Source organism: Mesorhizobium metallidurans STM 2683 (assembly GCF_000350085.1).
Lineage (GTDB): Bacteria > Pseudomonadota > Alphaproteobacteria > Rhizobiales > Rhizobiaceae > Mesorhizobium > Mesorhizobium metallidurans.
Genome location: NZ_CAUM01000105.1, coordinates 1 through 13,734, shown reverse-complemented (window position 1 = coordinate 13,734; position 13,734 = coordinate 1). Strand labels below are relative to the sequence as shown.

Sequence of the window (13,734 nt, the reverse complement as noted above, 5' to 3'; positions counted from 1 at the left end):
GAGCACAGGCTAAGAAAAGAGTCGCAGGACATGGCATGACACTCTACCGGGCCAACCCGAAGCACGGCGTCGCCTGGATCACCGGCGGCAGCAGCGGCATCGGCCGCTCATTGGCCAAGGATCTTGCAGCCCAGGGCTATGCCGTCGCGGTGTCGGCGCTCGACGACGACCCGATCGACACGCTTGTTGTCGAGACGGCACAGATGCCGGGCCGCGTCACCGCCTATCCCTGCGACGTCACCGACGAGAAGCGCATGGCAAAGACGGTCGCGGCAATCGAGAAGGATCTCGGCCCGATCGTGCTCGCCGTCTTCAATGCCGGAAACTATATCGCGACACCGGGCGAGGATCTCACCGTGCGTGGGTTTCGCCAGTCCTTCGACGTCAACTATTTCGGCATCATCAACGGCCTGGTGCCGGTCGTCGAACGCATGCGCGTGCGTGGGCGCGGCCACATCGTGCTGGTCGGTTCCGTCACCGCCTATTTCGGCTGGCCGACCACGGCCGCCTATGGCGGCACCAAGGCGGCGATCAACATATTGGCGGAGTCGCTCAAATATGACTTCGACAAGATGAACGTCCGCGTCCAGGTGATGAATCCGGGCTTTGTCGACACGCCGCTGACCGAGAAGAACCTGCTGCCGATGCCCGGGCTGATGCCCGTCAACCGCGCCTCGCGGCGCATGGCGCGCGGCATCAGGTCCGGCGGCTTCGAAGTCACTTTCCCGCGCCGCCTGAGCTGGGGGCTGAAATTGCTCAGCATCCTGCCCAGACCGGTCTGCCGGTGGGTCATCAGCACAGCGACCCGCTGGAAGTCACGACCGCTGAATTTCGATCGCAAGCCGCCAAACGATTAGACTGTCCACAGGACATGAATTGCCTGGCTGCAATCGCGGCCATAGGTTGAGAATTGGTGTTTGGAGTTTGCGATGGGGCGACGGATCGTGCTCGCGGTGCTGGGTTTTGTCGTCATCCTTGTCCTGGCCGTCGTGCTTGGCCCGCGCGTGCCTGTCGATACCACGATCCGTTTCGATCCTTCCGTGATCGGCGACGATCCGCAGGCCTATCTGGCGCGCGAGGAGGCCGCCGTGCCTGATATTCGGGACGGGCTGGGGAAGGAAATCATCTGGGCAAACCCGATGGTTCACGCCAAAACGCCGCTGGCAATCGTCTACATCCACGGATTTTCGGCATCGAAAGGCGAAGTTCGTCCGCTGCCTGACGAGATCGCCGACCAGCTCGACGCCAATCTCTTCTACACCCGCCTCACCGGCCACGGGCAGGACGGCGCCGCGATGGCTGAAGGCAGCGTCAACGCCTGGATCAACGACTATGAGGAAGCGCTCGCCATCGGCCGGGCGATCGGCGACAAGGTGATCGTCATCGGCACCTCGACCGGCGGCTCGCTGGCGGCGTGGGCGGCGACGCAGCCCGGCGCGTCGGACGGCGTCGCCGCGATCGCGTTCATCTCGCCGAATTTCGGCGTCAAGGCTTCCGGCGCCGAACTGCTCACCAAGCCATGGGGCAAGCAGATCGCCGAACTGGTCATCGGCAAGCAACGCAGCTTTGAGCCGCGCAACGCCTTGCACGCGAAATTCTGGACCTACCGGTATCCGACGGCGGCGACGCTGCCGATGGCGGCGCTGACGGAACTCGCCTATGGCGCGAGGGTGGAGAAGGCGATCATACCGGCTCTCTTTATCTTCTCGGACTCCGACAAGGTCGTGCGGGAAGACCGCACCCGCGAAATCGCCGGGCGCTGGGGTGCAGCACATGAGTTGGTGCCGGTCGACGATACCGGCGACAAGGACAACCACGTCATTGCCGGCGACGCGCTGTCGCCGTCGACCACGGCCTTCCTGGCGCAGCGCATCGTGGTGTGGGTGGAGGCCGTGGCGAAGTAGAAACGACAGGGCGATCGAAACATTGCTCCGATCGCCCTTTTTTCACTTACGAGCGATCAAGCCGGGCTCAATCCGCCCACGTGATCTTGATCAGGCAGCCCGCGTCGCTGGCCGCTTACCGCCGAAGCGGCGCTTGTTATTGCCCTTGAACGGCTTGCGGCCTTCCGGGCGCTCGCCTTGCGGCTTGGCCGCGAACGGCCGATCGCCGGCCGGCTTGTCGCCGAACCGCTTCTTGCCGAAGCCGTTGTTGCCACCACCGGGCCGCCTGCCATCGCGACGGCCATTGTGGTCGGGGCGGTCGTTGGCCGGCTCGAAGCGCTCGTTCCTTTCGGCCGGATTGCGCTGCGGATCCGGGCTGCCGAGATGGTCGGCAACGACAGGCAGCTTGGTGCGGATGATACGCTCGACCTGGCGCAGCTTGCTGTTTTCGGAAGGATCGCAAAGCGTGATGGCAATACCGTCCATGCCGTTGCGGCCGGTACGGCCGATGCGGTGGACGTAGCTTTCGGCTTCGTCCGGCAGGTCGAAATTGACGACATGGCTGATGCCCGGCACATCGATGCCGCGCGCCGCGATATCGGTGGCGACAAGAATGCGCACCGAACCGTCGCGGAAATCGTTGAGCGCCTTTTGGCGGGCGTTCTGCGACTTGTTGCCGTGGATGACGGCGGCCTTGAAGCCGTCGCGATCGAGGTCCTTGGTCACCCTGTCGGCGCCATGCTTGGTGCGCGAAAAGACGATGACGGACTTCATCGCATCGTCGGCGAGCATCTTCGACAGGACCTGGCGCTTCTGCTTGGTGCGGGCAAGGACGACGCCTTGCACGATCTCGGCCGCCGCGGTGCTTTGCGGCGCGACTTCGACGCGGATCGGGTTCTTCAGCAGGCCTTTCGCCAGCTCGGCGATTTCATTCGGCATGGTGGCCGAGAACAGCACCGTCTGACGGTCGGGCGCGGTCGCCTTGGCGATGCGCTTGACGTCGTTGATGAAGCCCATGTCGAGCATGCGGTCACCCTCGTCCAGCACCAGCCATTTGGTGTCGGAGAGAATGAGGTCACCCTCGCGCACCAGATCGGTCAACCGGCCCGGCGTGGCGATCAGTATGTCGACGCCGGGTGCAACCTTCTTGACCTGGCTGAAGCGAGAGACGCCGCCAAGCACAAGCGCGGTCGAGACATGCGCGCCCTTGGCGAGAATCTTGATGGTGTCCTCGATCTGAACGGCGAGCTCGCGCGTCGGCGCCAGGATCAGGGCACGTGTGGTCTTCGCACGGCGCTTGGTGCCGAGCGCGATGATCTTCGACAGGATCGGCAGCGCAAAGGCCGCCGTCTTGCCCGAGCCAGTCTGGGCGATGCCGAAAATGTCACGGCCTTCCATCTGCGGCGGGATCGCCTGCGTCTGGATCGGCTTCGGATCGGTGAAGCCGGCGCCATGGGTCGCCTTGAGCAGCGCGCCCGTAATTCCAAGTGCTGCGAAACCGGAAAGGTCGCCAATGTTCTTATCGATCAAAGTGGTTTCCTTACCGGTTGAAGTGTTTTCGTTGGTCAAAATAGTCTTCTTTCACGCGGCTCCTGGCCGCAAACATCGAAGGCGGCAGGGCGCAACCTGCCGTCGAAAAAAATTGATATGAAACGACAAGGCGGGCGGACGGTATCGTCCACTCGGCTGCGCTGTCGTGCCCGCAGGCATCATGCCACGGGGCTTTTTCGCCACCTTGCCGATCAACGGGAAAGAGGGAAAACAGACGCAACCAGTCTCATTCGTCGAGAAGGCCGGACTATCCCGGCCCAAGCGCCTATGACGCCGCATATGGCCTAGTTCGCCGCAGAATGCAAGGGGCGTCATGTTGCAATGCAGCAAAAACAATCAGGGCGAGCTGCCGTGCTCAAACGTCGTCCGGCCACTCTCTCGCCCCATGCTGGACGAACAGAACTTCAATTTGAGTGTCCTTCACCCGATACGCGACGATGAAAGGTGTGCCGGAAATCACCAGTTCACGAGTGCCTTCGATTTCACCGATGCGTCCAATGAACGGATTGGCGGACAACAGCCGGGCAGTCTTTGAATGAATGTCCTTGACGATTCGGGCGGCAGCCCGCGGATTGTGCTGGCCGATATAGTCGCCGATTGATGCAAGCTCGATCAGATAGTGGAGGGTCCAGACCTTCGCACAGACCTTTATGCCTGACTGAATTTGTTCAGAACCGTGGCAATCTCTTCTTCGTTTGCGAAGTCCCCACGATCGGCGGCCTCGATTCCAGCCTGAACACCGGCGATCCACTTTTCCTGCCACGCCAGGGAACGGCCGTGCGACAGAGCATCCTCAATGATCTGATCGCGAGTCAGAGAGGAGCGCGAGGCCAAGATGTCGATCCGGCGGCTCAAATCCTCTGATATTTCAATGTTGTTCTTCATAGGTTCAGTCTGCCACATCAGGCGAATGCCTGCCAAGAAGTTTCGCCGCGGGAGAGTCACGCTTGCGCTCCCCTGCCGGCATGATTACCACGAAACGCAGCTTTCCCATTTTGAGGATCGACCGATGAAGGACGTGCTGAAGGAACTCGAGCGCCGCCGCGACATGGCGCGCATGGGCGGTGGCCAGGCCCGCATCGACGCCCAGCACAAGAAGGGCAAGCTGACCGCCCGCGAGCGCATCGACGTCTTTCTCGACGAAGGCTCGTTTGAGGAGTTCGACATGTATGTCGAGCATCGCTCCACTGACTTCGGCATGGAAAAGACCAAGATCGCCGGCGATGGCGTCGTCACCGGCTGGGGCACCGTCAATGGCCGCCCGGTCTACCTCTTCGCCAAGGATTTTACCGTATTCGGCGGCTCGCTGTCGGAGGCGCACGCCGAAAAAGTGGTCAAGGTGCAGGAGATGGCGCTGCGCAACCGCGCGCCGATCGTCGGCCTCTATGACGCCGGCGGCGCCCGCATCCAGGAAGGCGTGGCCGCACTCGGCGGCTATGCCGAGATTTTTCAGCGCAATGTGCTAGCTTCCGGCGTCATTCCGCAGATCTCGGTGATCATGGGCCCCTGCGCCGGAGGCGACGTCTATTCGCCCGCCATGACCGACTTCATCTTCATGGTGCGCGACACCTCCTACATGTTCGTAACCGGACCGGATGTGGTGAAGACCGTCACCAACGAAACGGTGACCGCCGAGAGCCTGGGCGGCGCCTCCGTCCACACGACGAAATCCTCGATCGCCGACGGCGCCTATGACAACGACGTCGAGGCATTGCTACAGATGCGCCGGCTGGTCGACCTGCTGCCCGCCTCCAACACGGCCGAGATTCCCGAGATCGAATGCTACCAGTCGGTCACCGATCACGATCTGTCGCTCGACCGGCTGATCCCCGACAACGCCAACAAGCCCTATGATATCAAGGAATTGATCCTCAAGATTGCCGACGAGGGCGACTTCTTCGAGATCCAGCAGAGCTTTGCCAAGAACATCGTCACCGGTTTCGGGCGTGTCGAGGGCCGCACGGTCGGCTTCGTCGCCAACCAGCCGATGGTGTTGGCCGGCGTTCTCGATTCGGATGCCAGCCGCAAGGCGGCGCGTTTTGTGCGCTTCTGCGATTGCTTCTCGATCCCGATCGTCACCTTCGTCGATGTTCCCGGCTTCCTGCCCGGCACCGCGCAGGAATATGGCGGTCTGATCAAGCACGGCGCCAAGCTCTTGTTCGCCTATGCGGAGGCGACCGTACCGAAGATCACCGTCATCACCAGAAAGGCTTATGGCGGCGCCTACGACGTCATGGCGTCGAAACATCTGCGCGGCGATATGAACTATGCCTGGCCGACGGCGCAGATCGCGGTGATGGGCGCCAGGGGCGCGGTCGAGATCATCTATCGCAAGGACATTGGCGATGCGGAAAAGATTGCAGCGCATACAAAGGCTTACGAGGATCGCTTCCTGTCCCCTTTCGTCGCCGCCGAGCGCGGCTATGTCGACGAGGTGATCATGCCGCATTCGACCCGCCGTCGCATCGCGCGCGCACTCAGGATGCTGCGCAACAAGGATATGCCGAACCCCTGGAAGAAGCATGATAATATCCCGCTTTGAAGCTGTCTCGTGCGGCGTTGCCGAGGCATCTTCCGCCGGCCGCGGCACGAACTGCCTAATGGCCTACTCGTCTTCAGCCGCACCAACCCGGCGCCCATCGCCGCGCGGGCAACGCTCGCCCCTGGTGTCGCATCATTGTCGATGCGCGTCTGGAAGATGAAGTAGGTCAAACCCTTGGCGTCGAGCGCTGCGAGCAGCGCAAACCGGAGGCTCATCGCGAGGCCGTCTCGTTACGGCTGTCGACAAGCTCGCGCAGCACCGGCACCAGCGCCAGCGGCAGATCCTCGGCGATCAACCCAGGCCCAAAACGGCTGCCGGCCTCGGCATGAATCCAGACCGCCGCGCAGGCCGCTTCGAAAGCCGGCATGCCTTGCGCCAGCAGTCCTGCGATGATCCCTGCCAGCACATCGCCGGAGCCGGCAGTGGCAAGCCATGGCGCACCGTTGCCGTTGATCGCCGCTCTGCCGTCGGGTGCGGCGATCACCGTATCCGCGCCCTTGTAGACGATGATAGCGTTGGCGCGGACAGCGGCCGCGCGCGCCCTGGCCAGCTTAGACAGGTCTTTGTCCGCGACGATATCGGGAAACAATCGGCCGAATTCGCCCTCGTGCGGTGTCATCGTCAGCGTCGGGGCATCCGGCCTGCCGGCTGCCTCAAACAGCATCGAAGCCGCATTGCGAAAGGACGTGATGCCGTCGGCATCGAGCACGAGCCCCTCGACGCCACCGTCCTGCCGCTTTCTGGCGAGCACGGCGAGGGCAAAATCGCGCGCCTTGTCGCCAATGCCGAAGCCGGGGCCGAGGACGAAACTCGACGGCCGACGCTCGCCGACAAAGTCGTGCACGTCCTCAATCGCACCTGCCTTGCGCAGCATGATCGAAGTCAGATGCGCGGCATTCACCTGCATGGCATTGGCCGGCGAAAGCACCGTCACCGCCCCTGCCCCGCTTCTGGCCGCGGCAAGCGCCGACAGCCGCGCGGCACCTGTTGCCGAAGGCCCGCCTAAAAAAACGCCGACATGGCCGCGCTTGTATTTGTGCGCGCCGATAGCGGGAATTGGGATATGCCTGAGCCAAAGCGCAGGCAGGTTCTCGAAAGTCCGCGGTTCAAGTTGCGCGATGGTTTCGTCGCCGATGCCGATGTCCGCAAGCACGACCTCGCCGCACATCGCGCGCCCCGGCAGCAGCAAATGCCCCGGCTTTTTGCGCGCGAACGTCACCGTGACCTCCGCGAGGAATGCCCGGCCGAGGACTTCGCCACTTGCGCCGGAGACGCCCGAGGGCAGATCGACCGCGACGACGGGCAGGTTCAATTCCGTCGCCCTGTCGACCGCGCTCGCGGCATCGCCGGCGAGTTGCTTGGACAGCCCTGCCCCGTAGAGCGCATCAACCACGATCGAGCCTGTCTCGGCAACAAACTCGGCCAGCGGCCGAGGCTCGACGGGGCATTGCGAAGCAGCGAGCGCCGCATCGCTGCCGGCCCTTGGCGGGCCGGACACCCAAAGCAGGACGTCGACGGCACTGTCCCTCAGAATGCCGGCGACGACGTAGCCGTCGCCGCCATTGTTGCCGGGACCGCACAGGACATGAACGCGATTCGCCTGGGGATAGCGGGCCAGGACCACGGCAGCGACCGCTTCGCCGGCACGCCGCATCAGGCCGATGCCGTCGAACGGTCCGGCCGCAATCGCCAGCCGGTCGGCCTCGGCCATCTCGGCCGGAGACAAAAGTTCATTGCTCATGGATTGCCGACCCGCATGTGCGCAAGCCCCAGCTTGTTCCGGTCGAACATTGTCCAGTTTTCGGTTTGAGGCAAACATCGAAGAGACGACACGATCCAACAACGCATCGTTCAAGAGATAGCGCCATGCGTAGGTGCCTATGAAATGTGCTTCCTGCCCTATTATTGTGCGGACGGAGAGATTGGCAATGTGTAGGTTCTGAGCGCCCATGGCGCATCCGATGCAGCGGATGACGCGAATTTGCATCCCGGCGCGGCATGGCATTGAAATCGTGTGATGCCGCTTCGAACCCCCTCAATTGGCACAGTTCGTGCTTGAAGGAGGCGCAAGCGGGGCTCATAACCCGTCTTTTTTGGCAGTGGAGGCCACTTTTTACATGAAAAAGATCGAAGCGATCATCAAGCCGTTCAAGCTAGACGAAGTGAAGGAAGCGCTTCAGGAGGCCGGGCTGCAAGGCATCACCGTTACCGAAGCCAAGGGCTTTGGCCGGCAGAAGGGCCATACCGAACTTTATCGCGGCGCCGAATATGTCGTCGATTTTCTGCCCAAGGTGAAAATCGAGGTCGTGCTCGGCGACGATGCGGTCGAAGGCGCCATCGAAGCCATCCGCAAGGCGGCCCAGACCGGCCGTATCGGCGACGGAAAGATCTTCGTCTCCAACATCGAGGAGGTGGTGCGCATCCGCACTGGCGAAACAGGGATGGACGCCGTCTGAGGTTTCTGATTTCAGATTACCGTCTCTCGAAACGTCATCACACAGGGAAGAAACGACATGACGACAGCCAAAGACATCATGAAGCAGATCAAGGACAACGACGTGAAATTCGTCGATCTGCGCTTCACCGATCCGAAGGGCAAGCTGCAACACGTGACAATGGATGTCGTCGAGGTCGAGGAAGACATGTTTGCCGATGGCGTCATGTTCGACGGCTCCTCGATCGCCGGCTGGAAGGCGATCAACGAGTCCGACATGGTGCTGATGCCCGACGCCGATACGGTGCATATGGACCCGTTTTTCGCGCAGTCGACGATGGTCATCCTGTGCGACATCCTCGACCCGATCTCGGGCGAGTCCTACAATCGCGACCCGCGCGGCACCGCCAAGAAGGCCGAGGCCTACATGAAGGCGGAAGGCATCGGCGATCAGATCTTCGTCGGCCCGGAAGCCGAGTTCTTCGTGTTCGACGACGTCAAGTACAAGGCCGACCCCTACAATACCGGTTTCAGGCTCGACTCCACCGAATTGCCGTCCAATGACGACACCGACTACGAAACCGGTAATCTCGGCCACCGCCCGCGCATCAAGGGCGGCTATTTCCCGGTGCCGCCGATCGATTCCGCGCAGGACATGCGCTCGGAAATGCTGACCGTGCTCGCCGAAATGGGCGTGCGCGTCGAAAAGCATCACCATGAGGTAGCCGCTGCACAGCACGAGCTCGGCATCAAGTTCGACACGCTGGTGCGCAACGCCGACAAGATGCTGATCTACAAGTATGTCGTCCACCAGGTCGCCAATGCCTATGGCAAGACGGCCACCTTCATGCCGAAGCCGGTGTTCGGCGACAACGGCTCGGGCATGCATGTCCACCAGTCGATCTGGAAAGGCGGCAAGCCGACCTTCGCCGGCAATGAATATGCCGGCCTGTCGGAGAGCTGCCTGTTCTATATCGGCGGCATCATCAAGCACGCCAAGGCCATCAATGCCTTCACCAATCCGCTGACCAACTCCTACAAGCGTCTGGTGCCGGGCTATGAAGCGCCGGTGCTGCTCGCCTATTCGGCGCGCAACCGCTCGGCCTCGTGCCGCATTCCGTTCGGCTCGTCGCCGAAGGCCAAACGTGTCGAGGTCCGCTTCCCCGATCCGGGCGCGAACCCCTACCTCGCCTTCGCCGCCATGCTGATGGCCGGCCTCGACGGCATCAAGAACAAGATCCATCCGGGACAGCCGATGGACAAGGATCTCTACGACCTGCCGCCGAAGGAACTGAAGAAGATCCCGACCGTCTGCGGCTCGCTGCGCGAAGCCCTGCAGAGCCTCGACAAGGATCGCGGCTTCCTGAAGGCCGGCGGCGTCTTCGACGACGACCAGATCGACAGCTATATCGAGCTCAAGATGGCCGAAGTGATGCGCTTCGAAATGACGCCGCATCCGGTCGAATACGACATGTATTATTCGATCTGAGCCGGATCGGTTCAGAAACAAAAAACCCCGGCGGAGACGCCGGGGTTTTTCATGTCATTTGTCGTAAGAGCCAGGCCACCGGCACCGCCGACATGACAGAACCACATCACGGCGCAGACGCGGGCGCCTGCGCCGTGAGAAGTGATCAGGCCGCGGCCTTCTTCTCAGCCGTGTCCACGCTGGCGATCGTCTTCAGGATCTGCGAGGCGATCTGGTAGGGGTCGCCCTGCGAGTTCGGACGACGATCCTCGAGATAGCCCTTGTAGCCATTGTTGATGAAGGAATGCGGCACGCGGATCGAGGCGCCGCGGTCGGCGATGCCGTAGCTGAACCTGTTCCACGGCGCGGTCTCATGCTTGCCGGTCAAGCGCTTGTCATTGTCCGGGCCGTAGACGGCGATGTGGTCCATCAGGTTCTTGTCGAAGGCCGCCATCAGCGCCTCGAAATAGTCCTTGCCGCCGACTTCGCGCATATAGGCGGTCGAGAAATTGGCGTGCATGCCGGAGCCGTTCCAGTCGGTATCGCCGAGCGGCTTGCAATGGTACTCGATGTCGATGCCGTATTTCTCGGTGAGGCGCTGCATCAGGTAGCGGGCCATCCACATCTGGTCGGCGGCCTTCTTGGACCCCTTGCCGAAGATCTGGAATTCCCACTGGCCCTTGGCCACTTCGGCGTTGATGCCCTCGTGGTTGATGCCGGCCGCGAGGCACTGGTCGAGATGCTCCTCGACGATCTGGCGCGCGACGGAGCCGACGTTGGAGTAGCCGACGCCGGTGTAGTACGGGCCTTGCGGCGCGGGATAGCCGCTCTCGGGGAAGCCGAGCGGGCGGCCGTCCTTGTAGAAGAAGTATTCCTGCTCGAAGCCGAACCAGGCGCCCTCGTCATCGAGGATGGTGGCGCGCTTGTTCGACGCATGCGGCGTAACACCATCCGGCATCATTACCTCGCACATGACGAGCACGCCGTTGGTGCGCGCCGGATCCGGGAACACGGCGACCGGCTTCAGCACGCAGTCGGAGCTGTGGCCTTCGGCCTGCATGGTCGAAGAGCCGTCGAAGCCCCACAGGGGCAGCTGCTCGAGCGTCGGGAACTCGGCGAATTCCTTGATCTGGGTCTTGCCCCGAAGGTTGGGAACCGGGGTGTATCCATCGAGCCAAATATACTCGAGCTTATACTTCGTCATTCTGACCTCTCGTTGCTTGATAAACCGAACTTCTGGATAATGACGGCGCGCGCCGAACCACCCAGCAGCCGACCTGCCGGTTCATTAAAAAGCAAATCGTGTGCCATTCTCGGCCTGAGAGGTGCGGCAAAAATGACGCGACAACCCGGCAAACCCGCCAAGCCGTCTAAGCAATGCGGCAAGATCAATCAAAAGCAGATATTGCATAAATCTTGGGCAAGTACTGATCTTTTGATAGGCATATTGCTTAAATGGATTGCAGCACCTATCTTGAGAAAAACTTGAATCGATATCGTTCGGCAGAAGAAAGGAGATCGGCAATGGAAATCACTCCGACCCGTCCCTCGGCCAAGATCCTGATGTTCCCGGTGGCAGCTCGCGTTTCTGCCTCAAATTTAAGCGGAAAGGCTAAGTTCGCGGCAGAGCTTGCCTCTATGCGCAATGTCAGCACGGATTTCGGCGACGCCTGGTACCACGAGGCTGCCATCGAGGAAGCGGAACAGGCTCGGAAGAGCTAAGTTCTTTTTCGCAGGGTCATTGAAAAACCCGGCGCGATTGCTCGCGCCGGGTTTTCTTTTGAACGCTGGGCTAATGCCTACTACCCAATGGCTACTGCTTGGTGTGCAGGTTGGTGCCAAGCGTATCCCTGACGAAGATCATGCCGATGATCAGCGACATCGCCGCGATAATCACCGGATACCAGAGACCGTAGTAGATATCGCCCTTGTAGGCACTGAGCGCGAACACCGTCGCCGGCAGCAGGCCGCCGAACCAGCCATTGCCGATGTGGTAAGGCAGCGACATGCCGGTGTAGCGGATGCGGGTCGGGAACATCTCGACCAGGATCGCCGCGATCGGGCCATAGACCATGGTGACGAACAGGACGAGGACGAACAGGATGGCGATCGTCATCGGCCAGTTGACCGCCGCCGGATCAGCGAACATGGCGAAAGGGCCGCCGCCCGGTATATTGTAAACGGTGAGTTCGGGGGCGCCGGCTGCCTCATCGGCGGTCAGCAACTTGTCCTTGATCGCCTGGTCGGTCGGAACCGTCGCCTTCTCGCCGCCGCGGATCGCTGCCGCATCGAGCTTCAGCTCGGGATTGGCCGCGATGAAGGCGTCGAGCTTCTGGTCCGGCACCTTGATTGCTGCGCGCTTGAGCGGATAGCCACCGTCCTGCAAGGACATATTGACCGCCTTGACGAAAGCAGTGTCCTTGGCTTTCGCCTGATCGCCAGCGGCGGTGGCATCGTAAGACTCCACCGTCTCGTTGCCGATCTTGACCGACGCAGCCGTTCCGGGTGCGGCTGTCGCGACGACGTCATAGGGCACCGAATTCTTGGTCAGGAACGAGGTAGCGATGTCACAGGACGTCGTGAACTTGGCGGTGCCGACCGGATTGAACTGGAACCTGCAATCCCCAGGCGCTGCCGTCACCGTGGCGCGAGTGTTCTGCTGCGCTGTGGCCAGCGCCGGGTTGGCCGCCCAGGTCAAGGCCTTGAACAGCGGGAAGGTACAGACAATTCCCAATGCGAGGCCGGCCATGATGATCGGCTTGCGGCCGATCTTGTCGGAGAGCCAGCCGAACACGACGAAGAAGATCGACCCGATGGCCAGCGCAATCGCGATCATGATGTTGACCGACTGCGCATCGACCTTAAGCACGTTGGTCAGGAAGAACAGCGCGTAGAACTGGCCATTGTACCAGATCACTGCCTGACCGGCGGTGAGGCCGAGCAGCGCCAGCAGCGCGATCTTGGCGTTCTTCCATTGGCCGAAGGCTTCCGTTAGCGGCGCCTTGGAACCCTTGCCCTCTTCCTTCATGCGCTGGAAGGTCGGCGATTCAGCCAGCGACAGCCGAATCCAGATCGAAATGGCGAGCAGCAGGAAAGAGACGAGGAACGGGATGCGCCAGCCCCATGCGGCATAGGTTTCCTTGGCCATCGAACCCTGGACGATCAGGATGACGATCAGCGACAGGAACAGACCGAGCGTTGCCGTCGTCTGGATCCATGACGTGTAGAAGCCGCGGCGGTCGTCCGGCGCATGCTCGGCGACATAGGTCGCGGCACCGCCATATTCGCCGCCGAGCGCCAGGCCCTGCAGCATGCGCAGGACGATGAGGATCACGGGCGCGGCGATTCCCAAAGTCGCATATCCAGGCAGCAAGCCGACCAGGAAAGTCGACAGGCCCATGATCGTCATGGTGACGAGGAAAGTATATTTGCGGCCGACAAGGTCGCCGATGCGGCCGAACAGCAGGGCGCCGAACGGTCGCACGAGGAAGCCGGCGGCGAAAGCCAGCAGCGCGAAGATATTGCGCGTCGCTTCCGGAATGGTTGGACTGAAGAAAGTCGAACCAATGAACACTGCCAGCGAACCGTAGAGATAGAAATCGTACCATTCAAAAACGGTGCCGAGCGAGGAAGCGAAGATGACCTTCTTCTCCTCCCGTGTCATGCCGCGGCTTGCGCCGCCGGCGGTCGATGCCATTGCCATTGATATGTCCTCCCGTGAGATCCCGTCTGTCCTCGATGCTGCGCATCAATGTCCGTGTTCTCCTCCGAACGCGGACTCAGCGCAGCCAACGGTGTAAAAAGTGACAGAAAGTACCGCCCGGCGGCAGACCAACCTTGGGATTATGACTTTGGT

At 61.6% G+C, this 13,734-nt stretch carries 13 protein-coding genes; 7 read left to right on the top strand and 6 right to left on the bottom strand.

Going from position 1 to position 13,734, the window contains the following annotated elements; translation table 11 throughout:
- Positions 1 to 35 precede the first annotated feature (35 nt).
- On the top strand, positions 36 to 857 hold the full coding sequence (locus tag MESS2_RS17425; protein WP_008875697.1) for an SDR family oxidoreductase: 822 nt from the start codon (positions 36 to 38) through the stop codon (positions 855 to 857).
- Between the two features lie 72 nt (positions 858 to 929).
- Entirely contained in the window at positions 930 to 1,904 is a 975-nt protein-coding gene (locus MESS2_RS17420; RefSeq protein ID WP_008875696.1) for an alpha/beta hydrolase, read from the top strand.
- A 90-nt stretch (positions 1,905 to 1,994) separates the two neighbouring features.
- Here the strand turns inward: MESS2_RS17420 and MESS2_RS17415 are convergent, their stop codons facing one another.
- The 3 genes from MESS2_RS17415 to MESS2_RS17405 form a co-directional block, all read right to left on the bottom strand.
- Positions 1,995 to 3,452: a DEAD/DEAH box helicase gene (locus MESS2_RS17415; protein ID WP_040593395.1), complete on the bottom strand. Its 1,458-nt coding sequence runs from the start codon at positions 3,450 to 3,452 to the stop codon at positions 1,995 to 1,997.
- 337 nt (positions 3,453 to 3,789) lie between these two features.
- Complete coding sequence (locus tag MESS2_RS17410) at positions 3,790 to 4,185, bottom strand: type II toxin-antitoxin system RelE/ParE family toxin (RefSeq protein ID WP_425277757.1); 396 nt, start codon at positions 4,183 to 4,185, stop codon at positions 3,790 to 3,792.
- Positions 4,083 to 4,319 carry a hypothetical protein gene (locus MESS2_RS17405; protein ID WP_008875693.1) on the bottom strand — a complete coding sequence of 79 codons (237 nt, stop codon included), beginning with the start codon at positions 4,317 to 4,319 and terminating at the stop codon, positions 4,083 to 4,085. Before MESS2_RS17405 ends, MESS2_RS17410 begins: the two co-directional genes overlap by 103 nt.
- A 124-nt stretch (positions 4,320 to 4,443) precedes the next feature.
- On the opposite strand from MESS2_RS17405, the gene MESS2_RS17400 reads away from it, so the two are divergent.
- On the top strand, positions 4,444 to 5,976 hold the full coding sequence (locus MESS2_RS17400) for an acyl-CoA carboxylase subunit beta (RefSeq protein WP_008875692.1): 1,533 nt from the start codon (positions 4,444 to 4,446) through the stop codon (positions 5,974 to 5,976).
- A 211-nt stretch (positions 5,977 to 6,187) separates the two neighbouring features.
- Here MESS2_RS17400 and MESS2_RS17395 read toward each other — a convergent pair whose 3' ends face one another.
- Entirely contained in the window at positions 6,188 to 7,717 is a 1,530-nt protein-coding gene (locus MESS2_RS17395) for a bifunctional ADP-dependent NAD(P)H-hydrate dehydratase/NAD(P)H-hydrate epimerase (protein ID WP_008875691.1), read from the bottom strand.
- A gap of 376 nt (positions 7,718 to 8,093) precedes the next feature.
- On the opposite strand from MESS2_RS17395, the gene MESS2_RS17390 reads away from it, so the two are divergent.
- Both MESS2_RS17390 and glnA read left to right on the top strand, forming a co-directional pair.
- A complete protein-coding gene (locus MESS2_RS17390) occupies positions 8,094 to 8,432 on the top strand; it encodes a P-II family nitrogen regulator (protein WP_006205430.1) in 339 nt (112 codons plus the stop codon).
- Between the two features lie 57 nt (positions 8,433 to 8,489).
- A complete protein-coding gene (glnA, locus tag MESS2_RS17385) occupies positions 8,490 to 9,899 on the top strand; it encodes a type I glutamate--ammonia ligase (RefSeq protein WP_008875690.1) in 1,410 nt (469 codons plus the stop codon).
- A 145-nt stretch (positions 9,900 to 10,044) separates the two neighbouring features.
- Here glnA and MESS2_RS17380 read toward each other — a convergent pair whose 3' ends face one another.
- Complete coding sequence (locus tag MESS2_RS17380) at positions 10,045 to 11,082, bottom strand: glutamine synthetase beta-grasp domain-containing protein (RefSeq protein WP_008875689.1); 1,038 nt, start codon at positions 11,080 to 11,082, stop codon at positions 10,045 to 10,047.
- Between the two features lie 12 nt (positions 11,083 to 11,094).
- Here MESS2_RS17380 and MESS2_RS32370 point away from each other — a divergent pair, with 12 nt between their 5' ends.
- Entirely contained in the window at positions 11,095 to 11,367 is a 273-nt protein-coding gene (locus tag MESS2_RS32370) for a hypothetical protein (protein WP_157357753.1), read from the top strand.
- 35 nt (positions 11,368 to 11,402) lie between these two features.
- Positions 11,403 to 11,600: a DUF2735 domain-containing protein gene (locus MESS2_RS17375; RefSeq protein ID WP_008875687.1), complete on the top strand. Its 198-nt coding sequence runs from the start codon at positions 11,403 to 11,405 to the stop codon at positions 11,598 to 11,600.
- Positions 11,601 to 11,691: 91 nt separating this feature from the next.
- On the opposite strand, the gene MESS2_RS17370 is transcribed toward MESS2_RS17375, so the two are convergent.
- Complete coding sequence (locus tag MESS2_RS17370; RefSeq protein ID WP_008875685.1) at positions 11,692 to 13,581, bottom strand: MFS transporter; 1,890 nt, start codon at positions 13,579 to 13,581, stop codon at positions 11,692 to 11,694.
- Between the last annotated feature and the right edge of the window lie 153 nt (positions 13,582 to 13,734).